Annotated in this window: 24 protein-coding genes and 1 riboswitch; of the genes, 12 read left to right on the top strand and 12 right to left on the bottom strand. The window is 68.6% G+C overall.

Annotation, left to right across the window (positions count from 1 at the left end; genetic code table 11):
* Nucleotides 1-44: 44 nt before the first annotated feature.
* From ACSQ2H_RS07170 to ACSQ2H_RS07155, 4 genes are all read left to right on the top strand, one after another.
* The gene (locus tag ACSQ2H_RS07170; protein ID WP_436060752.1) at nt 45-782 is read left to right on the top strand and encodes a GntR family transcriptional regulator; all 738 of its coding nucleotides are present in this window, start codon (nt 45-47) and stop codon (nt 780-782) included.
* A gap of 70 nt (nt 783-852) precedes the next feature.
* Complete coding sequence (locus ACSQ2H_RS07165) at nt 853-1,848, top strand: SIS domain-containing protein (RefSeq protein ID WP_436063554.1); 996 nt, start codon at nt 853-855, stop codon at nt 1,846-1,848.
* Nucleotides 1,848-2,966, top strand: coding sequence for an N-acetylglucosamine-6-phosphate deacetylase (gene nagA, locus ACSQ2H_RS07160; RefSeq protein ID WP_436060751.1), 1,119 nt, complete (start codon nt 1,848-1,850; stop codon nt 2,964-2,966). Before ACSQ2H_RS07165 ends, nagA begins: the two co-directional genes overlap by 1 nt.
* Before the next feature lie 37 nt (nt 2,967-3,003).
* Nucleotides 3,004-3,909: a siderophore-interacting protein gene (locus tag ACSQ2H_RS07155; protein ID WP_436060750.1), complete on the top strand. Its 906-nt coding sequence runs from the start codon at nt 3,004-3,006 to the stop codon at nt 3,907-3,909.
* Here ACSQ2H_RS07155 and ACSQ2H_RS07150 read toward each other — a convergent pair.
* The 9 genes from ACSQ2H_RS07150 to ACSQ2H_RS07110 all read right to left on the bottom strand — a co-directional run bounded on the left by ACSQ2H_RS07150 (nt 3,906) and on the right by ACSQ2H_RS07110 (nt 13,418).
* Entirely contained in the window at nt 3,906-5,039 is a 1,134-nt protein-coding gene (locus ACSQ2H_RS07150) for an AAA family ATPase (protein WP_436060749.1), read from the bottom strand. The two genes, ACSQ2H_RS07155 and ACSQ2H_RS07150, sit on opposite strands and share 4 nt — an antisense overlap.
* 35 nt (nt 5,040-5,074) lie before the next feature.
* Nucleotides 5,075-6,121, bottom strand: coding sequence for a threonine aldolase family protein (locus ACSQ2H_RS07145; RefSeq protein WP_436060748.1), 1,047 nt, complete (start codon nt 6,119-6,121; stop codon nt 5,075-5,077).
* Between the two features lie 52 nt (nt 6,122-6,173).
* Nucleotides 6,174-6,281, bottom strand: a riboswitch (SAM-I-IV-variant riboswitch).
* A gap of 68 nt (nt 6,282-6,349) precedes the next feature.
* Nucleotides 6,350-6,547 (bottom strand): SHOCT domain-containing protein, encoded by a 198-nt coding sequence (locus ACSQ2H_RS07140; RefSeq protein ID WP_436060747.1) that lies wholly within the window; start codon nt 6,545-6,547, stop codon nt 6,350-6,352.
* An 87-nt stretch (nt 6,548-6,634) separates the two neighbouring features.
* Nucleotides 6,635-7,909: an O-acetylhomoserine aminocarboxypropyltransferase gene (locus ACSQ2H_RS07135; RefSeq protein WP_436060746.1), complete on the bottom strand. Its 1,275-nt coding sequence runs from the start codon at nt 7,907-7,909 to the stop codon at nt 6,635-6,637.
* A 102-nt stretch (nt 7,910-8,011) separates the two neighbouring features.
* Nucleotides 8,012-8,389, bottom strand: coding sequence for a Rieske (2Fe-2S) protein (locus ACSQ2H_RS07130; protein WP_436060745.1), 378 nt, complete (start codon nt 8,387-8,389; stop codon nt 8,012-8,014).
* Nucleotides 8,386-9,681: a fumarylacetoacetase gene (gene fahA, locus ACSQ2H_RS07125; RefSeq protein ID WP_436060744.1), complete on the bottom strand. Its 1,296-nt coding sequence runs from the start codon at nt 9,679-9,681 to the stop codon at nt 8,386-8,388. The genes ACSQ2H_RS07130 and fahA overlap by 4 nt, the downstream gene beginning before the upstream one ends.
* Nucleotides 9,678-10,979, bottom strand: coding sequence for a homogentisate 1,2-dioxygenase (gene hmgA, locus ACSQ2H_RS07120; RefSeq protein ID WP_436060743.1), 1,302 nt, complete (start codon nt 10,977-10,979; stop codon nt 9,678-9,680). Before hmgA ends, fahA begins: the two co-directional genes overlap by 4 nt.
* A 164-nt stretch (nt 10,980-11,143) precedes the next feature.
* Nucleotides 11,144-12,217, bottom strand: a complete 1,074-nt coding sequence (gene hppD, locus ACSQ2H_RS07115) for a 4-hydroxyphenylpyruvate dioxygenase (RefSeq protein ID WP_436060742.1) — start codon at nt 12,215-12,217, stop codon at nt 11,144-11,146.
* Nucleotide 12,218: 1 nt separating this feature from the next.
* Nucleotides 12,219-13,418: an amino acid aminotransferase gene (locus ACSQ2H_RS07110; protein ID WP_436060741.1), complete on the bottom strand. Its 1,200-nt coding sequence runs from the start codon at nt 13,416-13,418 to the stop codon at nt 12,219-12,221.
* Nucleotides 13,419-13,532: 114 nt separating this feature from the next.
* On the opposite strand from ACSQ2H_RS07110, the gene ACSQ2H_RS07105 reads away from it, so the two are divergent.
* From ACSQ2H_RS07105 to ACSQ2H_RS07080, 6 genes are all read left to right on the top strand, one after another.
* Nucleotides 13,533-14,003 carry an Lrp/AsnC family transcriptional regulator gene (locus ACSQ2H_RS07105; protein WP_436060740.1) on the top strand — a complete coding sequence of 157 codons (471 nt, stop codon included), beginning with the start codon at nt 13,533-13,535 and terminating at the stop codon, nt 14,001-14,003.
* 58 nt (nt 14,004-14,061) lie between these two features.
* Complete coding sequence (locus ACSQ2H_RS07100) at nt 14,062-14,931, top strand: alpha/beta hydrolase family protein (protein WP_436060739.1); 870 nt, start codon at nt 14,062-14,064, stop codon at nt 14,929-14,931.
* A gap of 68 nt (nt 14,932-14,999) precedes the next feature.
* On the top strand, nt 15,000-15,323 hold the full coding sequence (locus ACSQ2H_RS07095) for an ArsR/SmtB family transcription factor (protein WP_436060738.1): 324 nt from the start codon (nt 15,000-15,002) through the stop codon (nt 15,321-15,323).
* Nucleotides 15,320-15,730 carry an SRPBCC family protein gene (locus ACSQ2H_RS07090; protein ID WP_436060737.1) on the top strand — a complete coding sequence of 137 codons (411 nt, stop codon included), beginning with the start codon at nt 15,320-15,322 and terminating at the stop codon, nt 15,728-15,730. The genes ACSQ2H_RS07095 and ACSQ2H_RS07090 overlap by 4 nt, the downstream gene beginning before the upstream one ends.
* 17 nt (nt 15,731-15,747) lie before the next feature.
* Nucleotides 15,748-15,975 (top strand): hypothetical protein, encoded by a 228-nt coding sequence (locus tag ACSQ2H_RS07085; RefSeq protein ID WP_436060736.1) that lies wholly within the window; start codon nt 15,748-15,750, stop codon nt 15,973-15,975.
* Nucleotides 15,972-16,391: a DUF1801 domain-containing protein gene (locus tag ACSQ2H_RS07080; RefSeq protein WP_436060735.1), complete on the top strand. Its 420-nt coding sequence runs from the start codon at nt 15,972-15,974 to the stop codon at nt 16,389-16,391. The genes ACSQ2H_RS07085 and ACSQ2H_RS07080 overlap by 4 nt, the downstream gene beginning before the upstream one ends.
* 6 nt (nt 16,392-16,397) lie before the next feature.
* Here ACSQ2H_RS07080 and ACSQ2H_RS07075 read toward each other — a convergent pair whose 3' ends face one another.
* On the bottom strand, nt 16,398-16,757 hold the full coding sequence (locus tag ACSQ2H_RS07075) for a hypothetical protein (protein WP_436060734.1): 360 nt from the start codon (nt 16,755-16,757) through the stop codon (nt 16,398-16,400).
* Nucleotides 16,758-16,950: 193 nt separating this feature from the next.
* Here ACSQ2H_RS07075 and ACSQ2H_RS07070 point away from each other — a divergent pair, with 193 nt between their 5' ends.
* The gene (locus ACSQ2H_RS07070; protein ID WP_436060733.1) at nt 16,951-17,970 is read left to right on the top strand and encodes a methyltransferase; all 1,020 of its coding nucleotides are present in this window, start codon (nt 16,951-16,953) and stop codon (nt 17,968-17,970) included.
* A gap of 7 nt (nt 17,971-17,977) precedes the next feature.
* On the opposite strand, the gene ACSQ2H_RS07065 is transcribed toward ACSQ2H_RS07070, so the two are convergent.
* The gene (locus ACSQ2H_RS07065) at nt 17,978-18,433 is read right to left on the bottom strand and encodes a GFA family protein (RefSeq protein WP_436060732.1); all 456 of its coding nucleotides are present in this window, start codon (nt 18,431-18,433) and stop codon (nt 17,978-17,980) included.
* Nucleotides 18,434-18,567: 134 nt separating this feature from the next.
* Here ACSQ2H_RS07065 and ACSQ2H_RS07060 point away from each other — a divergent pair, with 134 nt between their 5' ends.
* Nucleotides 18,568-19,212, top strand: coding sequence for an FABP family protein (locus ACSQ2H_RS07060; protein WP_436060731.1), 645 nt, complete (start codon nt 18,568-18,570; stop codon nt 19,210-19,212).
* Nucleotides 19,213-19,216: 4 nt separating this feature from the next.
* On the opposite strand, the gene ACSQ2H_RS07055 is transcribed toward ACSQ2H_RS07060, so the two are convergent.
* Complete coding sequence (locus ACSQ2H_RS07055; protein WP_436060730.1) at nt 19,217-20,656, bottom strand: cryptochrome/photolyase family protein; 1,440 nt, start codon at nt 20,654-20,656, stop codon at nt 19,217-19,219.
* Nucleotides 20,657-20,681: the final 25 nt, after the last annotated feature.

The raw sequence follows: 20,681 nt of genomic DNA, 5'->3' as shown, positions 1-20,681 counted from the left end.
CCGTCGGCGGGATATCGGCCGGCGATCGACGCGGAGAGACGCCTTTGACCTTTTCCGAGCGCATCGGCCAGTTGGACGCCAAGGACCATGCGCCCCTCTACCGCCAGCTTCAGAAGGTGCTGCGCGAGGCGATCGCCAACCAGGTGCTCGGCCCCGACGACGCCCTGCCGGCCGAACGCGACTTCGCCGAGGAACTCGGCGTCTCCAGAATCACCGTGCGCAAGGCGCTGGACGGGCTGGTCAGCGAAGGCCTGCTGGTCCGCCGCCAGGGCGCCGGCACCTTCGTCGCGGCGCGGGTCGAGAAGAACTTCTCCAAGCTCTCGTCGTTCACCGAGGACATGATCGCCCGCGGCCGGGTCCCGCACTCGACCTGGCTGTCGCGCACCGAGGGCCAGGTGACTCCCGAAGAGTCGCTGACCCTCGGCCTTTCGCCGGGCGCGCCGGTCTATCGCTTCGCCCGGATCCGGTACGCCGACGGCGCGCCGATGGCGCTGGAGTACTCGACCATGGCGGCGTTCTGCATGCCCAGCCCGGACTTCGTCGAGACCTCGCTCTACGAGGCTCTGGAGAAGACCGGCCACCGGCCTGCGCGCGCGCTGCAGCGCCTGCGCGCCGTGCTGTTCACGCCCGAGCAGGCCGAACTGCTGGGCGTGGCGCCGCGCGACGCCGGTCTGCTGATCGAGCGCCGCAGCTTCCTGAAGGACGGGCGCGCGGTGGAAGTCACCCAGTCCTATTATCGCGGCGACGCCTACGACTTCGTCGCCGAACTGAACGCCCTTTGAGACAAGACCCGTGGCCCGGAGAAAACGCGTGACCGCAAAGCCCCCTGCCCTGCGCCCCGAGGCTACGCGCATGTTCCAGGAGGCCGCCGAGGCGCCCGCGGTCGTGGCCCGGATGCTGGCCGCCAACCGCGAGGCGGCTCAGGCGCTCGGCGCCGAACTGCGCGCCCATCCGCCGAAGGCCGTGGTCACCTGCGCGCGCGGCTCGTCCGACCACGCGGCCACCTACGCCAAGTACCTGATCGAGACCGGCACAGGGGTCGTCACCTCGTCGGCGGCGCTGTCGGTGAGCTCGGTCTACGCGGCCGAGCCGAAACTCGACGGCATGCTCTATCTGGCGATCTCGCAGTCGGGGAAGAGCCCTGACCTGCTGGCCGCGGTCGAGGCCGCCAAGCAAGGCGGCGCGCGCACCGTGGCGCTGGTCAACGACGAGACCTCGCCGCTGGCCAAACTGGTCGACCGGGTGCTGCCGCTGCACGCGGGCCCGGAAGTCAGCGTGGCGGCCACCAAGTCCTACATCGCCGCCCTGGCCGGCATCGCCCAGCTGGTCGCCGCCTGGACCCAGGATGCGGCGCTGGACAAGGGCCTGGCGGACCTGCCGGCGATCCTCGAGAAGGCCTGGCCGCTCGACTGGAGCCCGGCCGCCGAGCGGCTGAAGAGCGCCCGCAACCTCTATGTCCTGGCCCGCGGCGTCGGGTTCGGCGTCGCTCAGGAAGCGGCGCTGAAGTTCAAGGAGACCTGCGGCCTGCACGCCGAGGCCTTCAGCGCCGCCGAGGTGCTGCACGGGCCGATGGCGCTGGTGAAGGAAGGCTTCCCGGTGCTGGTGTTCGCCCAGGACGACCAGAGCCAGGAGAGCGTCGTGGCCCTGGCCAAGGACCTGGCCGCCCGCGGCGCCGACGTGATGCTGGCCGGCGGCGGCGGCGACCTGCCGACCCTGAGCGCCCACCCCGTCCTGGAGCCGATCGTGCGGGTGCAGGGCTTCTACCGGATGGCCAACCAGCTCTCGATCCTGCGCGGCCACGATCCCGACCGCCCGCCGCACCTCAACAAGGTGACCGAGACCGTCTGATGACCACCGCGTTCGTCAACGGCCAGGTGCTGACCGAGCAGGGCCTGGAAACCACCAGCGTCGTCATCGACGGCGCACGCATCGTCGCGCTCGGCGAAACCGCGGCCGACCGCACCGTCGACCTGGAGGGCGGCTACCTGCTGCCCGGCTTCATCGACACCCAGGTCAACGGCGGCGGCGGGGTGCTGTTCAACGACTCCCCGACCCTGGAGGCCGTCGCCACCATCGGCGCGGCGCACCGGACCTATGGCACCACCGGCTTCCTGCCGACCCTGATCAGCGACGACCTCTCGACCGTGGCCAAGGCCATCGCCGCCGTGGACGCGGCGATCGAGGCCGGCGTGCCCGGCGTGCTGGGCATCCACATCGAGGGCCCGTTCCTCAATGAGCAGCGCAAGGGCGTGCATGACGCCTCCAAGTTCCGCACCCTGGACGGGGCCGCGCTAGAGCTGCTGACCTCGGCCAAGCACGGCAAGACCCTGGTCACCCTGGCGCCCGAGACCACGACCCCGCAGATGATCGCGCGCCTGGCGAAGGCCGGCGTGACCGTCGCGGCCGGCCACACCAACGCCACCTACGAGCGGATCACCGAGGCGCTGGCCAACGGCGTGACCGGCTTCACGCACCTCTTCAACGCGATGTCGCCGCTGGCCAGCCGCGCGCCTGGCGCGGTCGGCGCGGCGCTCGAGAGCCAGGACAGTTGGTGCGGGATCATCGCCGACGGCCGCCATATCCACCCGGCGGTGCTGCGCGTCGCCTTCGCCGCCAAGCGTCGCGACCGCTTCATGCTGGTCACCGACGCCATGCCCAGCGTCGGCATGGTCGACAAGAACTTCACCATCCAAGGTCGGCCGATCCGGGTGGTGAACGGGGTCTGCGTCGATGAGAACGGCACTCTGGCCGGCTCGGACCTCGACATGGCCGGCGCGGTCGCCAACGCCGTGCGCATGGCGGGCCTCAGCCTGGAGGATGCTGCGCGGATGGCGTCGGCCAGCCCGGCCGCGTTCCTCAGCCTGAAAGGCGACTACGGCGTCATCGCGCCGGGCGCGCGCGCCGACCTCGTGCTGCTGGACCAGGACTTCAAAGCCCAACGCACATGGATCGGCGGCGTCGAATGATATTGCGAGTCGTTCGCAACTGTGATGTTGTGAACCCATGTCGCAGGATGTCCCCTCGCCCGCTTCGCCCTATCAGCTGTTCGACGTCGCTCTGAAGGCCAAGACGACGCTGTCGCCGCACCTCTCGCGGCTGACCTTCGAAGGCCCGCAGGTCCGCCAGATGGCGACCCTGGCGCCCGACCAGCGCATCAAGATCTTCTTCCCGGACCCGCAGGGCCGGCCGCCGGCCATGGCCATCACCCCCGACTGGTACGCCCGCTACAAGAAGCAGGACGTCGAGACCCGCCCGCCGATGCGCACCTACACGATCCGCGCCCTGCGCGCGCAGGACGGCGAGGTCGACGTGGACTTCGTGTTGCACGGCGAGACCGGCCCGGCGTCGACCTGGGCCACGCGGGCGCAGGCGGGAGAGCGCCTGCAGATCATGGCCCCCAACGCCGCCTTCGAAGGCGACGGCGGCGGCTATGAGTGGAAGCCGCCGCAAGGCCTGAAGACTCTGCTGCTGATCGCCGACGAGACCGCCCTCCCCGCCGTGGCCGGCATCCTGGAGGAATTGGCCGCCCTGCCCCAGCCGCCGCAGACTCAACTGTTCATCGAGATCCCGGACCAGGACGACGAAATCCCGCTCGCCGCGTGGCCCGAACTCGCGGTCGAATGGATGCCGCGCAAGCTTGGCGCCCCCGGCGCCCTGATGATCGCCGCCGCCCAGCGCGCCGCCGTGCCGACCGCGACCCGCGCCGCGCCGGCGCTGGCCGACATCGATGTCGACGAGGCCATCCTGTGGGACGTCTCCGCTCCCGGCGACGCAGGCTTCTACGGGTGGGTCGCCGGCGAGGCGGCCGCCGTCCTCGCGATCCGCCGCCTGCTGATCACCGAGCGCAAGGTCGATAAGGCCTCGCTGAACCTCATGGGCTACTGGCGCGAAGGGCGTGTGCTCGACTAGTCGCCTGCGTCCGCGAATTCTCCGGTCAGGCGCAGTCCCTGAATCCAGGTCGCGCCGTCCTGCTTGATCACCGTGCGCACCTGGCCGGCGCCGGATTGCTCGACCGCCTCGGCCAGCGCCTCCGAGTGCGTGACCAGCCAGACCTGCGACCGCTCCGCAGCCCGCGCGACCATCCGCGCTAGCGGGGCCATGAGTTGCGGATGCAGACTGGCCTCCGGCTCGTTCAGCGCCACCAGCGGCGGCAGGCGATAGGCCAGCAGCGCGCCGGCCAGGCCCAGGAAGCGTAGGGTCCCGTCAGACAACTCTTCCGGCTCGAACACCCGGTCGGGAAACTCGGCGAAGACCATGCCGAAGCGGGCCGTCCGATCGGGCGGAGGAATGACGAGGCGCGCGCCGGGAAACGCCTCGGCCACCGCCTCATCGAGGTCGCGGGTGTCCTGGCGGATGTGGGCGAGAGTCGCGAACGTCGCCGCCAGGTTCGCGCCGTCGGACGCCAGGGTCGGGGTCGCCACCGCCGGGCATGGCCGGCGCAGCGGCGACCCGGCGTCGGTGCGCAGGTCGTGATAGAAGCGCCATTCCAGCAAGGTGCGGCGAACCAGGTCGAGCATCGGATAGCGGCTGGGATCCTGCAGCCGGCCCAGCACGGTCTCCGAAGCCAGCAGGTCGATATCGATCTCCGCCGGGCGGCCGTCGTCGCCTCGCGCCATCACCGACGGCCCGCGCCGATCCAGCAGCCGCACCTGCCGACCGCCACCGTCGTAGGAGAGCTGCTCCTCCTTGATCTGGGGCTCGAGATCGAAGGCCGCGGCCACGCCGCGCTGCGGGAATCCGATCTCCACGCGGTAGCGATAGCGCCCCCGGCCGCCGGGTTCGGCGAGGCTGACCTCCAGCTCGATCCGCTGCGCGCCGGCCCGACGCGGGCCGGCCCAAAACGCCGAGGCCATGCCTTCCTGCGCCAGTTGGCGACCGAGACTGTTGTCGGCCGCCGCAGCGACCAGCTCCAAGGCGCGGTAGAGGTTGGTCTTGCCGACCCCGTTGCCGCCGACGAACACGTCGAGGTCCGAAACCGGGCAGCTGATCTTGCGCAACGACCGATAGCCGGCGGCGGAGAATTCGCGGACGCGGAGCAAGGCCTCTCCCGATGCTGCCATGGAGCCGGCCGAGCCTAGCCTCGAACCTCCGCGCCGAACACCGCCGCCATGTCGGCCGCCAGGGCGTCGACGCGGTCCATGTCGGCGTCCCAGGAGAACATGAACCGGGCTCCGCCGCCGATGAAGGTGTAGAACCGCCAGCCCCTGGCGCGCAGCGCTTCCAGCCGGTCCTCGGGCGCGGCGACGAACACTGCATTGGCCTGGACCGGGAACATCAGCGAGGCGCCGGACAGGCCCTCGATCCGGTCGGCGAGACGCTGCGCGCAGGCGTTGGCGTGGGCCGCGTTGGCGAGCCAGGCGCCGCCCTCCAGCATGCCGATCCAGGGGGCGGCCAGGAACCGCATCTTCGAGGCCAGCTGACCGGCCTGCTTGCAGCGATAGTCGAAGTCCTCGGCCAGGGCGCGGTCGAAGAACAGGATCGCCTCGCCCACCGCCATGCCGTTCTTGGTGCCGCCGAAGCACAGCACGTCGACCCCGGCCTTCCAGGTGATCTCGGCCGGAGCGCAACCCAGGTGCGCGCAGGCGTTGGCGAACCGCGCGCCGTCCATGTGCAGACGCAGGCCAAGCTCCCGGCAGACCGCCGAGATCGCGCGAACCTCGTCAGCCGAGTAGACCTGCCCGGTCTCGGTCGGCTGGGTGATTGTGACCACCCGGGGCTTGGGATAGTGGATGTCGCTGCGCTTGCCGGCGATCTCGCGGATCGCGGCCGGGGTCAGCTTGCCGTCCGGACTGGGCGCGACCAGCAGCTTGGAGCCGTTGGAGAAGAACTCGGGCGCGCCGCACTCGTCGGTCTCGACGTGGGCCGACTCCGCACAGATGACGCTGTGATAGGACTGGCAGAGCGCGGCCAGGGCCATCGAGTTGGCCGCCGTGCCGTTGAAGGCGAAGAACACCTCGCAGTCGGTGGCGAACAGCGCGCGAAAGGCGTCGGCCGCACCTTGCGTCCACGTATCCTCGCCATAGGCCGGAGCGTGACCGCGGTTGGCGGCGTCCATCGCCGCCCAGGCCTGCGGACAAATGCCGGCGTAGTTGTCGCTGGCGAACTGCTGGATGTTGGACATGCGTCCCTCGAGAATGCGGTTGGCGCATCTGGAGGCTGAATGACGCTGAGGCTTCGTCCCGTTTGGTTGCCGGACCGGCCACATCCTCCCTTGCGGAAGCGCCACCTTGCTCGGGAGCAGGTTGGCGTTTGAGCGTCGGCTCAAACTCTTGATGCTATTGCCCGCTGGGTAGCGGGGATTGGCGCTGGGGGCAAGCGGAGCTTCCCCCTCGCCTCTCCAAGGCCGATCCTACCTGCGCAGGATGTCCTTCCGCTTGCGCTCGTACTCGGACTTGCTGATCACGCCCTGGTCGTAGGCGGCCTTGAGGTCGATGAGTTCCTGGCCGGTCGTGGCGGTGTCGACCTGGGTGGTCGAGGTGCTGCCGCAGGCGGCGAGCGGCGCGGCGGCGAGGCTGAGGACGAGGGCGGCGGCGAGCGTACGGGTCATAGGCATCCTACTGTCTGAAGCCCCCGCCCCATCTTGGCTCGGAGCGCCGGGCGCGCGCAACCCTGCGTCGCGCGCGCCCGGACCGGTTCAGAGTTCCGCGAAGGCCTGTTCGAGATCGGCGATCAGGTCGGCGACATTCTCGATCCCGACCGACAGACGGATGACGTCCGGACCGGCGCCGGCGGCGACCTGGTTCTTCTCGTCCAGCTGGCGGTGGGTAGTCGAGGCCGGGTGGATGATCAGGCTGCGCGTGTCGCCAAGGTTGGCCAGGTGCGAGAACAGCTTCACGCCGCCGACCAGCTTCACCCCTGCCTGATAGCCGCCCTTGAGCCCGAACGAGAACACCGAGCCGGCGCCGTTGGGCGTGTAGCGCTTGGCGAGGGCGTTGTACGGGTTGCCGTCGAGGCCGGCGTAGGAAACCCAAGCCACCTTGTCGTTGCCTTCCAGCCACTTGGCCACGGCCAGCGCGTTGTCGACGTGGCGCTGCATGCGCAGCGGCAAGGTCTCGATGCCGGTCAGGATCATGAAGGCGTTGAACGGCGAGATCGACGGGCCGAGGTCGCGCAGGCCGAGCGCGCGGCAGGCGACGATGAAGGCGGCCGGGCCGAACGCCTCGGTGAACACCTTGCCGTGGTAGCTGGGGTTGGGCTGCGAGAGGTAGCCGTACTTGCCCGAGGCGGCCCAGTCGAAGCGGCCGGAGTCGATGATCGCCCCGCCCATCGAGTTGCCGTGGCCGCCGAGGAACTTGGTCAGCGAATGCACGACGATGTCGGCGCCGTGCTCGAACGGCCGGCAGAGGTAGGGGGTGGCCAGGGTGTTGTCGACGATCAGCGGCACGCCGGCGTCATGGGCGACCTGGGCGATCGCGGCGATGTCGGTGATCACGCCGCCCGGATTGGCGATCGACTCGACGAAGACGGCGCGGGTCTTGTCGTTGATGGCGGCGGCGTAGTCGGCCGGATTGTCGCTGTCGATGAAGGTGGTGTTCCAGCCCATGCGCTTGAACGACTGGCCGAGCTGGTTGATCGAGCCGCCGTACAGCTTGCGCGAGGCGACGATGTTGCAGCCCGGCTCCATCAGCGAATGGAAAGCCAGGAACTGGGCGGCGTGGCCGCTGCCGACCGCCAGGGCCGCGACGCCGCCTTCCAGGTCGGCGAGACGCGCTTCCAGCACGCCGGTCGTGGGGTTGCCCAGGCGGGTGTAGATGTTGCCCGGCGCTTCGAGGTTGAAGAGGTTGGCCGCATGGTCGGCGTCGTCGAAGACGAAGGCCGTGGTCTGATAGATCGGGGTGATCCGGGCCTTGGTCGTGGGATCCGGCGCTGCGCCGGCGTGGATGGCGCGGGTCTCGAAGTTCTGGGTCATGCGGGCGTCCTCTACGTCTCGTTGCAGCGACCTAGCCCGCCAAACGCGGCGTGGTCCAGCCTGGGAGACTACGGAGCGTCCTCAGAATTGCTGCGCGGCGGCCTAGGCCGTGCGGATCCAGCCATCGACCAACGCCACCGGCCAGGGCCGCAGCGCCGCGCCGACGCAGGGTCCGCCGACGCAGGCGCCGCTGTCGATGTCGAACAGGGCGCCGTGCCAGGAGCAGGCGATGAGATCGCCTGCGGGCGTCAGGTAGTCGTCGAGCTTCTGGGCCAGCGGCAGGCCGGCATGGGGACAGCGGTCGACATATCCCCTCACCTGCTCGCCGAGGCGAACCACGAAGCCGTGGAAGAACCCCTCGCCGATCTGCAGCACGAAGTTGCGCGCTGCGCCGTCGGCGATCAGCTCCAGCGGACCGAGCTTCACGCCGGCAGGCGTGGAGAACAGCCGCGCCGGAAGCTGGGGCTCCTCGGCGCTCACCCGACGACCGTTCCCGTGCAGGGGCCGAAGCCGATGGCGACATACCCGTCGGCCCGGGCGTGGCCCGCGATGGCCAGTTCATCGCCGTCCTGCAGGAAGGTGCGGGTCTCGCCGCTGGGCAGGGTGATCGGCTGCGCGCCGCCGCGGGTCAGCTCCAGCAGGCTTCCCAGTCCGCTGTCGTCGGGCGTCGAGATCGTACCGGTGCCGAGCAGGTCGCCCGGATTAAGGTCGCAGCCGCCGACGGTGTGGTGGGTCACCATCTGGGCCGCGGTCCAGTAGAGGTGGCGCGCGGCGCTGGCCGAGATGCGGAGCGGCGCGATCCCCTGCTCGCGCATCTGCGCGGTCGACAGGAAGACCTCGAGGTCCAGCGCGTAGCCGCCCGACGCCTGATCGGCGTCGTCGCTCAGATAGGCCATCGGCGCGGGATCGCCGTCCGGCCGGGCCGGCTGGGCGATGCGGAACGGGGCAAGGGCCTCGCTGGTCACGATCCACGGCGAGATCGTGGTCATGAAATTCTTGGCCAGGAACGGCCCCAGCGGCTGGTACTCCCAGGCCTGCAGGTCGCGCGCCGACCAGTCGTTGAGCAGGCAAAGACCGGCGATGTGGGTGGACGCCTGGTCGATCGGGATCGGTTCGCCCAGCGCGTTGCCCTGGCCGATCCAGACGCCGAGCTCGAGCTCAAGGTCTAGGCGGGCCGAGGGGCCAAAGGTCGGCGTCTCGGCGTCCGGGGCCTTCTTCTGACCGCTCGGACGACGGACCTGCGCGCCCGAGACCCGGATCGAGGAGGCGCGGCCGTGGTAGCCGATCGGCACGTGCTTGTAGTTGGGCAGCAGCGGATTGTCGGGCCGGAACTGGCGGCCGACGTTCAGGGCGTGGTGAATGCCGGCGTAGAAGTCCGTGTAGTCGCCAATGGACGCCGGCAGATGCAGGGTGCAGGCCGAAGCCGGATAGAGCCAAGTCTCGACCTCGGCGCGGTCAGGCGCGCCCTCGGCCAGCAGTTCCGACAGCCTGCGGCGCAGCGTGCGGCGCGCCGCGGGCGTCAGACCCAGCAGCGGGTTCAGTGCTGCGCCGGCCCCGGCTTCGGCTGCAGCCTTGGCCTCGCCGCTCAGCAGCGCCGAGCGCGCGGCCAGCGACAGGTCGAGGATCAGGTCGCCGATCGCCACCCCGCCGCGCGGCGCGCCGCCGTTCGGCGAGAAGACGCCGAGCGGCAGGTTCTGGATCGGGAAGTCGGCGTGGCTGTTGGCGCTCGAAACCCAGCTGGTACGCGCCGGGTCGTGGGTCTCGTCGATCATTTGGTGGGAACTTGCGCCTTGGAGAAGCCGGTCCAGCAGTCGTCGTAGTCGAGCTGGTGAAGCGGGGTTTCGGTTGCGAACCTGGTCGGTCGGATCACCCAGCGACTCTCGAACATGAAGGCCATGGTGTTCTCGATCTTGTGCGGAGCGAGGTTGGAGGCCACCGCCTTCTCGTAACTCTCGCGGTCGGGCCCATGGCCGCTCATGCAGTTGTGCAATGAGGCGCCGCCAGGCGCAAAACCGCCGGCCTTGGCGTCATAGGCGCCGTGGATCAGGCCCATGAACTCGCTCATCACGTTGCGGTGGAACCAAGGCGGGCGGAACGTGTGCTCGGCCACCATCCAGCGCGGCGGGAAGATCACGAAGTCGCAGTTGGCCGTGCCGGGCACGTCCGACGGCGAGGTCAGGACCGTGAAGATCGACGGATCGGGATGGTCGTAGCTGACCGTGTTGATCGTGTTGAAGTGAGCCAGATCGTACTTCAGCGGCGCCAGCGTGCCGTGCCAGGCGACCACGTCGAGCGGGCTGTGGTCGAGCGTCGTGGTCCACAGGCCGCCCTGAAACTTCTGGACGACTTCCGTGGGTTCGTCGCGATCCTCGAACCAGGCGACCGGGGTCTGGAAGTCGCGCGAATTGGCCAGGCCGTTGGCCCCGATCGGTCCGAGTTCAGGCAGCCGGAAGGGCGCGCCGTAGTTCTCGCAGACATAGCCGCGGGCGCTTGGGCCGGTCAGCTCGACGCGGAAGCGAACCCCGCGCGGGATCAGCGCGATTTCGCCGGGCGACAGCTCGATGCGCCCAAGTTCGGTGGCGAGCAGCAACTCGCCCTCCTGCGGCACGATCAGCAGCTCGCCGTCGGCGTCGTAGAACACCCGGGCCTGCATCGAGCGATTGGCGGCGTAGAGATGGATGGCGACGCCCGCGAAGGCCCCGACGTCGCCGTTGCCGGCGTAGGTGACGAGGCCGTCGACGAAGTCGGTCGGCGCGGCCGGGATCGGCAGCGGATCCCAGCGCAGGCGGTTGGGGCTGGGCGCGACCTCGTCGAACGGGCCTGAGCGCAGCAGCTTGCCGCCGTCATACGGCTTGAACGGCGCATGGCTGGCGGTGGGGCGCAGGCGATAGAGCCAGGAGCGCTTGTTCTCGTGCCGCGGCGCGGTGAAGGCGCTGCCCGAGAGCTGTTCGGCGAACAGGCCGAACGGCGTCTGTTGCGGCGAGTTCTGGCCGACCGGCAGCGCCCCGGCGACCGCCTCGGTCGCGAAGCTGTTGCCGAAGCCGGACATGTAGTTCAGCGGCCCGTTCATCACCGATCTCCCCACCGTTCCAACACCCGCTCATTCCGGCGAAGGCCGGGACCCAGTTTCACCCGCAGCATGGCGGTTTTGCCGGCGAGACACAGCCCTTCGATCTGGGTCCCGGCCTTCGCCGGGATGAGCCGATCAGGGGTGTCCCGCCGCGCCCTGCGGCCCTACTCGGCCGCGTCGACCTTGATGACGCCGCGGCGGATCTGGTCGAGCTCGATGGACTCGAACAGCGCCTGGAAATTGCCGTTGCCGAAGCCTTCATTGCCCTTGCGCTGGATGATCTCGAAGAAGATCGGGCCGAACAGGTTCTCGGTGAAGATCTGCAACAGGATGCCTTCGTCGCCGACATTGCCGTCGATGAGGATGCGGTTCTTGCGCAGGCGCTCGAGGTCCTCGCCGTGGCCGGGGACGCGCTTGTTCACCAGCTCGTAGTAGGTCTCGATGGTGTCCTGCAGGTTCACGCCGCGGGCGCGCAGCGCCTCGACCGTCTCGAAGATGTTGTCCGTGGTGAAGGCCAGATGCTGGATGCCTTCGCCGTTGTACTCGCGGATGAACTCTTCGATCTGGGACTTGTCGTCCTGGCTCTCGTTCAGCGGGATCCGGATCGCCTTATCGGGCGCGATCATCGCCTGGCTGAACAGGCCGGTCGCCTGGCCCTTGATGTCGAAGTACTTCTGCTCCTCGAAGCCGAAGATCTGATTGTAGAAGCTCGACCAGGTGCGCATCTGGCCGCGCTTGACGTTGTGGGTCAGGTGGTCGAGCAGGTCGAGACCGACAGCGTTCTTGGCCTCGGCTTCAGCCGCGCCGGGGATCTGCTCCCACGCGTCGTAGATCGTGCCTTTGTCGCCATACCGATCGACCAGATAGAGCAGCGAGCCGCCGATGCCTTCCAGCACGTAGGCGTCTGCCAGGGCCGAGGCCGAGGCGTCGGCCGGCTTCGCGCCGCGCGACACGGCGAGCTCATAGGCGGCCTTGGCGTCGGCGACGCGGAAGGCCATGCCGTTGGCCGATGGGCCGTGGGCGGCGCGGAACTCGGCGGCCTGGCCGGCCGGCTCCTGATTGACCAGCAGGTTGGTACGGCCCTGCTTGTAGCGGACGATCGCCTTGGTCGGGTGCTTCGAATAGGCGGTGAAGCCGAGTTGTTCGATCAGGGCGGCCATCTTGGCCGGATCGGGGCTGGTGAACTCGACGAACTCGAAGCCGTCGAGGCCGATGGGGTTTTCCGGGGTCACGGTCATGTCAGGCGGCTCCCTTGAGGCAGGCGTCCAGCGCCTGCACGAATGGCTGGACGGTGTCGGCCTTCAGGCCGGCGATGTTGATGCGGCCGGAACCGGCCATGTAGACGGCGTGGTCGCGGCGCATGGTTTCGACCTGGGCCGGGCTCAGCGGCAGCAGGGCGAACAGGCCGTGCTGGTCGCGCAGCGGCTCCAGGCGCGGGTCGGCCTCGGCGAGCGCCGCGCGCACTTCGTTCAAACGCGTACGCATGGCGTCCAGTTCAGCCCGCCACTGAGCGGTCAGGGCGGCGTCTTCCAGGATGACGCGGACGGCGGCCGCGCCGTGGTCCGGCGGCATCGACCAGGCGCAGCGGGCCAGTTGCAGGATGTTCGACCGGACCACGTCCTCATGGCCGCGGGCGCGGACGAACAGCGCGCCGGTCCGCTCGCGGTAGAGGCCGAAGTTCTTGTCGCAGGAGTAGGCGACGATTGCGGCGTCGGCGGCCTCCATCACCAGGCGCATGCCGGCGGCGTCCTCGTCGAGGCCGGCGCCCAGGCCCTGATAGGCCAGGTCGATGAGCGGGACCGCGCCGCGGGCGCTGAGCAGCGCCGCGACGTCGGCCCACTGAGCCGGCGACAGATCCGCGCCAGTCGGATTGTGGCAGGCGCCATGCAGCAGCACGAGATCGCCGGCCTCGACCTTGGCCAGGGCGGCCATCATCTCGTCGAAGCAGATCCGCTGGGTCACGGCGTCGAAGTAGCGGAAGGTCTCAACGACCATGCCCGCCTGACGGAAGATCGGCGCATGGATCGGCCAGGACGGCGTGCCCATCCAGATGCGGGCGCCAGGCGTGCCCGCATTGGCCAGTTCGGCCGCGAGGCGCAGAGCGCCGGTGCCGCCGGGGGTTTGGACCGCGAACAGCCCCTCGCTTGCCGAGCCTTTGCCGAACACCACCGGCGCGACGGCTTCCAGGAAGCCGAAGTCGCCTTCGGGACCGAGGTAGGCCTTGGTCGGCTGGGTTTGCAGCAGGATCTGCTCGGCGGCCTTCATGGCGCCGAACACCGGGGTGTCGCCGGCTGCATCGCGATAGACGCCGACGCCGAGGTCGAGCTTATGGGTCCGCGGATCGTTCTTGTAGAGCGCGATGAGGGACAGCAGCGGGTCGGGCGCCTGGGCCTTCAACCCGGCGAACAGCGAGCGCGGCGGGGCGATCACATCGGTCATGCAGCTTCCTCCTCCATCGGAGAAGAAAGTTACGCGCGCGCCGCGATGAATGGCTTTCAATCTCGCGCTGTTTTGACGATCTTATGGAGACGCGTTTCACCATATGGCCTCCGGATGAAAGAAATACATCAACTCGACGAGATCGATCGGAAACTGCTTCGCGCACTGCAGGCCGACGCCTCCCAGAGCCACGCCGCGCTCGCCGAGCAGGTCGGGGCCTCGCCGGCCTCCTGCTGGCGGCGGATCAAGGCGCTGGAGACCGCCGGCGTCCTTCGCGAGAACGTGCGCCTGGTCGACGCCGAGCGCGTCGGCCGCGGGGTCAACGTCATGTGCCAGCTGCGGATGAAGTCGCACGCGACGGCCCAGCGCCAGGAGTTCGAGGCCTTCCTGCGCACCCGTCCGGAGATCATGGAGTGTCACTCGATGTCCGGCGAGTGGGACTACCTCATGCGCGTGGTCGTCGCCGATGTGGCCGGTTACGAGAGGTTCCTGATGGGCGTGGTCCTAAACCATCCGAACGTGGCGACCGCAGCGTCGCACTTCGCGCTCAGTCAGGTGAAGTACACCACCGCCATGCCCGTCTGAGCCGGTGACAACCGCGCGTCGACGCGCATAGTCTTCACTCGCTCAGAGGGAACCGCGGATGAAGAGTCTGCTGCTGTCGATCGCGCTGCTGGCGCCGCCCGGGGTCTGCCTGGCGCAAGCGCCTCCACCGCAGGCGGTGGTCGCCGACCCGGCCCCCGACAAGGACTTTCCCGCGCACCTGCACCAGACGCGCTATCACACGGCCGGCGTTGACGCCCCTGCCCGCTGGTTCACGGCGGCGGGCAAGGGTCAGCATCCTACAGTCTTGCTTCTCCATGGCTTTCCCGGAACGGAGCTAAACCTCGACCTGGCGCGGTCGATCCAACGCGCGGGCTGGAACGTCCTGGCGATCCACTATCGCGGCGTCTGGGGCGCGCCCGGCCAGTTCAGCTTCGGCAACACCATCGAGGACGCCCGCGCCGCCCTGACCTGGCTTCGTCATCCGTCCAACAGCGACAAGGTGGACGCCAACCGGCTGGTGGTGCTGGGGCACAGCATGGGCGGCTTCGACACCGTCATGTTGGGCGACGAGCCAGTGGCGGGCTTCGTCGTCATCTCGGCCGCGGACCTAGGCGGTATGGCCACCGGGCTCGACACCCCGACGGGCCTGGCCGACACGATCATGGGGCTGACCGACGACGCGCGCTTCACCAACGCCACGCCTGCTGCGCTAGCCGAGGAAGTGCGAGAAAACGCCCAGGCGTGGGACTGGCGTACTAACGCCGCGGAGATGGCCGGCCGACCCGCGCTGATCATCAGTTCCGACGACGGCAACGAACCCGCCGACCAGGCGGTCGCCGACGCCATCGAGGCCGCTGGCGGCCCCAAGCCGGCGCGGGTCAGGTTTCCGACCGACCACAGCTACAACGACCACCGCATCGCTCTGCAGTCGGCGGTAGTCAGTTGGCTGCAGGCGACCTTTCCTTAGGGCGCGCTTGACGAATCCATAACCACATGGCTATGGATTAATTCATAGCCATGTGGTTATGGATTGAAATGCACGACGCCCAGGACCTGATCTTCAGAACCCTCGCCGACCCGACCCGACGGGCAATCTTCGAGCGGCTGTGTCGTGACGGCGAACAGACGGTAGGCGCCCTGACAGCGCAGGCCGGGGTCTCTCAGCCGGCGGTGTCCAAGCACCTGGCGGCCTTGAAGCTCGCCGGGCTGGTGCGCGACCGCCCGGAAGGCCGGCAAACGCACTACCGCGCTCAGATCGAGGCCCTGGCTCCGCTGATCGATTGGACCCGTCAAATGAACGACTTTTGGGAAAGTCGGTTCGATCAACTCGAAGACCTGCTCAGGAGGATGGACCAGTGAGCGCCACCACGACCCAAGCCCGCACCGTCGTCGTCGAACGCGAGATCCCGTTTGCGCCGGAGAAAATCTGGCGCGCGCTAACCCAGCCGCACCTGATCGCCGAGTGGCTGATGAAGAACGACTTCAAGCCGGTGGTCGGCCACGCCTTCAGCCTGTACGCCGAGTGGGGTGCAGTGAACTGCGAGGTCCTGGAAATCGAACCACCGGCCTCGCTGTCCTACACCTGGGCTGGGATGGGCCTGGAAAGCGTCGTCACCTGGACGTTGACGCCGACCGGGACGGGAACGCGACTGCGCATGGAGCAGTCGGGCTTCGGACCCAATCAGGAAATGGCGTTCCGCGGCGCGACCGCGGGCTGGCCGCGATTCTTCGCGGCCCTGGAAGACGCGCTGGCGCGAGCCGACTGATCCCCAAGGAGCCGCCAATGAACTGGAACAGGTGGATCCGCACGACGCACCGCTGGGTGTCGCTCGCCTTCACGGCGGCGGTCATCCTCAATGTGGTCGCCATGCTGCAGCAGTCCTCAGCGACCTGGATAGGCTTCCTGGCGCTGGCGCCGCTGGCCCTGCTGTTGCCCACCGGGCTCTACCTCTTCCTTGCGCCGTACGCCGCCAAGCGGCGCGCGACGCCGGAGGCCGGGAGCACGCCGTGACCTCGCCGGAAGCTCCGAAGCTGCTAGCCGGCGGAAACCCTCAGATTCCGAAAGGTGACGGCGATGGCCCAGTCCAGGCCTACATCGCCGCCATGCCAGACTGGAAAAGCGATCTCGGCCGCCGGCTCGACGAGTTGGTCATGCGAACCGTGCCGGCAGCCCGCAAGGGCGTTCGCTGGAACTCCCCGTTCTATGGAGCGCCGGACGGCGGTTGGTTCATGTCATTCCACGTTCTGACCAAATACGTGAAGGTGACCTTCTTCGAGGGGTTGTCGTTGACGCCGATCCCGCCGGGCGGAACGCCGAAAAGCGGCCAGTCGCGATGGATCGACATCTATGAAGGCGACGAACTGGACGAGGCGCGGATGAGCGATTGGCTTCGCCAGGCCGCGGCCCTGCCCGGCTGGACGCCTTAGCCCCGATCAGAGTCCCGGGACTCGCGGCGCGCGAAAGCCGCCCGGCGATTGCGCCGGCGCCTTGCGCGGCTCCCAGGGATCGGCGACCCGGCCCCAGGCCTCGCGACGCAGGATCGGAGAGTTGCGGATCATGCTGTCGGGCGGCGTGATCCCGCGGCCATGGCCATCTGAGGTTCCCCATCTACGCGGATCGGTGGAGGTGGTTCGGGCGCCGCCCTCGCCGTCCGGTCGCCGCTCGGTCACATGACCGTCGATCTCTTTACAGCGCCAGCCGCCGTCGATCGTCGCCCTGCACTTCGGTGACTCTGCGTTGACAGGCGTCGACAGGAGGAGAGCGGCAAGAGCCGAGATCAGACCTGCGCGCATACGAGCGCTCCCGCCTTGAACACCATGCCTAGTAGAACACTAACGCCTGCGCAGGAGCATGGTCCCCCACATTCTGGACCGTGCCACTGCACGGTCGGCGGTTCCGCCGAACACGCTCGATGATCAGCCCTTGACGAGCTCGCACCACCGGGCGGACCGTCCGCGGGGTCGGGGCTGGCCAGGGAGGCTAGGCATGGACGACGCGCGCCCGATTACCCCTGAGACGATCATGCAGTTGGGCTGGGGCTTCTGGGGTTCAAAGACCCTGCTGACCGCCGTCGAGCTTGGGGTGTTCACCGAGTTGGGCAAGGGCCCGCTGGAGCTGGAGGCGCTGACCACGCGACTGGCGCTGCATCCTCGATCCGCCCGCGACTTCTTCGACGCGCTGGTGGCCCTGGGCGTTCTGGCCCGAGACGGCGGCGTCTACGCGAACACGCCCGAGACGGCGCTCTTCCTCGATCGCAGCAGGCCGTCCTACATCGGCGGCATCCTGGAGATGGCGAACAAGCGGCTCTACCGGTTCTGGGACGGACTGACCGAGGCGCTTCGGACGGGCCAACCGCAGAACGAGGCCAAGGACGGCGGCGAGGACCTGTTCGGCGTCATCTATGCCGATCCGGTGATCCTGGAGAGCTTCCTGCGCGGCATGACCGGCGTCAGCCTGCCCGCCGCCCAGGCCATGGCGGCGCTGTTTCCCTGGAACGAGGTCAAATCGTTCGTGGACGTCGGCTGCGCGCAGGGCGGAGCGACGGTCGCGATCGCGCAGGCGCACCCGCACCTGGCGGCGACCGGCTTCGATCTGGCCGTCGTTCAGCCGGTGTTCGAGGCCTATGTGAGGGAAAAGGGACTGTCGGAGCGGGCGCGCTTTGCGGCGGGCGACTTCTTCGCAGGCCCGCTCCCGTCCGCCGACGTGATCATCATGGGCCACATCCTGCACGACTGGGATCTTGAACAGAAGCGCATGCTGCTGGCCAAGGCCCATGCCGCGCTGCCCGACGGCGGCCGGCTGATCGTCTACGACGCCATCATCGACGACGAGCGGCGGCAGAACGCCTTCGGTCTGCTGATGAGCCTCAACATGCTGATCGAGACCAACGGCGGGTTCGACTACACCGGCGCCGACTGCATCGGCTGGATGAAGGAGGCCGGGTTCCGAGAGGCCGTGGTCCAGCCATTGGTCGGCCCTGACTCGATGGTGATCGGCACAAAGTAGCGGCGGATCAGCCGCCAGCGCGGCCCGCGGCGAAAGCCTTCATCATCGGAGCATAGGCCTCGACCGGCGGGAAGCCCTCGAAGCTCTCAACCGCTGGGGTGCTCGCCCAAGGCAGCTTCTCCGCGGTCATGGTCTCCATGTAGGGCTCAAGACCGCTCGGATCGTCCAGCAGGGTCGTACGGACGTTGACGAGATGCTCGGCCCCGTCCGGGCGCGTGAACATCCAGCTCTTGCAGTGCGGGCAGAAGAAGTGCCGGGTCGCACCGTGCAGACCGCCGATCACCGGCTCGCCGTCGATCACGGCGAATCCTGCAGCGGGCGTCAGGACGCTGAGCGAGAATGCGCTGGCGGTCATCTTCTGACAGCCTGTGCAGTGGCAAGCCATGGTGATTAGCGGCGGCGCGGAGATCCGAAACCGCACTTGACCGCAACGGCAGCCGCCGTCTCGCGTGAACTCGCCCATGATGCGTTCTCCACCGGACTTCCGATCCACGCCTTATGCCAGCAGTTCAGGGACACTCCAATGCGGCCGAGCTTGACCGTTGCGGGGGCTGCTTGGCATTGGCAAGAGCGCGATACTGACGCGAGGAGGCGCCCGTGAACCCGTTCCCCGACGACATCTTCACCGAGCCGCAGGACGTGGATCCGGACGGCTTGGCGAACCTCGGGCCGCTGCGCCGGCTGGCGGGGATCTGGGAAGGGCGCAAGGGCGTCGACGTGAACCCCAAGGCCGACGGGCCGGAGCAGCGAGAGTACGTCGAGCGCATCGTGATGCGGCCGATCGATCCGCAGGCCAATGGGCCGCAGCTGTTCTATGGCCTGCGCTACCACGTGCGGATCATCGCTGTGGACGAGGAGACCACGTTCCACGACCAGGTCGGCTATTGGCTCTATGAGCCGGCGACGGGGCTGATCCTGCAATCGCTGGCGATTCCCCGCGGCCAGACGGCGCTCGCAGGCGGCGCGGCGACCGAGGGCGGGATCGTCGTCAAAGCGACCCGTGGCGACACCCAGCACGGCATCAGCTCAACCGCGTTTCTGGAGCACGCGTTCCGGACCGACAGCTACCAGCTGGCAATCACCTTCCACGACGACGACAGCTGGAGCTACGTCTCCGACACCATGCTGGCGGTCCGCGGTCAGGAGGGTCTGTTCCAGCACCGTGACCGCAACACCCTGACAAGGGTCGCCGAGCCGATGGGCAATCCGCTGATGCGGCGTGAAAGCGGACTGGACCTCTGATCCGCTAGGCCCGCGTTGAGGCGTAGGCTTCGAGGGCCCGCGCGCGGGCCCTCGCGTGATCGACAATCGGGAGGGGATAGTCGACGCCCAGGCGAACTCCGCCGTCGGCGAGTTCGATCGGCCGCGCCGTCCACGGCGCATGCAAAACCTTGTCGGGAAGGCCAGAGAGCTCCGGAACCCAGCGGCGCACGTAGGCGCCGTCAGGGTCGAACTTCTGACCCTGGGTGACCGGATTGAAGATACGGAAGTAGGGCGAGGCGTCTGCGCCCGAGCCCGCCACCCACTGCCAGCTCGCGGCGTTGTTGGCCAGGTCCGCGTCGACCAACGTATCCCAGAACCACGCCTGCCCCTCGCGCCAATCGATCAGCAGGTGCTTGATCAGAAACGAGGCGACGATCATGCGCACACGGTTGTGCATCCATCCGGTGGTCCAGAGCTGGCGCATCCCCGCATCGACGATCGGATAACCGGTCTGTCCCTTCCGCCAGGCGGTCAGCCCCGCCGGATCGCTCGCCCAGGGAAAGGCGGCGAAGTCCGGCCGGAGCGGCTGCTCGGGAAGGTGCGGCGCGCTGAACAATAGGTGGTGGGAGAACTCACGCCAGGCGATCTCAGACAGGAAGACCTCGACGCCCGACGGCATCAGATCGCCGGTCTCCGCCAGCGCCGCAGCAGTCAGCGCTCGCCAGACCTGACGCGGACCGACCTCACCGAAATGCAGATGCGGCGAAAGCCGCGAGGTCCCTTCCCTACCCGGCAGATTGCGTGCCTCGCGGTACTCCAGGCTGACACGGCCGGCGAAGGCGTCGAGCCGCTCGTGCGCGCCGGCCTCGCCCGGCGTCCAGGTCTCGCGCAGTCCGCCAGCCCAATCGGGACGCGAGGGCGACAGCGACCAGTCCGCGAAGGCCTCGCTCGCCGGCCACTTGTCCAGCGCAGCGATCTGTTGCGGAGCCTCAATCGGGGTCGGCAGTTCGAGGCCGGCTCGGAGCGCCCTCCAGAACGGCGTGAACACGCGATAGGGTTCGCCCTTGCCGTTCATGACCTCCCACGGCTCGCGCAGCAGGCCGGCGTTGCAGCTGCGCGCAGCGACGCCCCGTTCCTTGAGCGTCGCCTTGAGACGCTCGTCGCGCGCTACGGCCCACGGCTCATAGCGACGGTTCCAAACTACGGAGTCGGCGCCGGTCTCGGCCAAGAGGCGTGCGATCTCGCGCTCCGCCGGGCCACGTCGCAGGATCAACCGCGAGCCCCGCATCGCAAGATCGGCGGCCAACGCCGTGAGCGAATTATGCAGCCACCACCGCGAGGCGCCGCCAGCCCGCCAACGGCCCGCGTCCTCGTCGTCGAGGATGAATACGGGCACGACGCGGCCGCCGTTCGCTATCGCCACAGCGAGCGCGGGATTGTCGGCGAGGCGGAGGTCGCCGCGGAACCAAAGGAGCGTCGTCACCGCACCGACTTGGCGCGGGCGGACC

The sequence above is a fragment of the Phenylobacterium sp. LjRoot97 genome (genome assembly GCF_964254345.1).
GTDB lineage: Bacteria > Pseudomonadota > Alphaproteobacteria > Caulobacterales > Caulobacteraceae > Phenylobacterium.
This window is presented reverse-complemented; position numbering and strand designations above follow the sequence as displayed.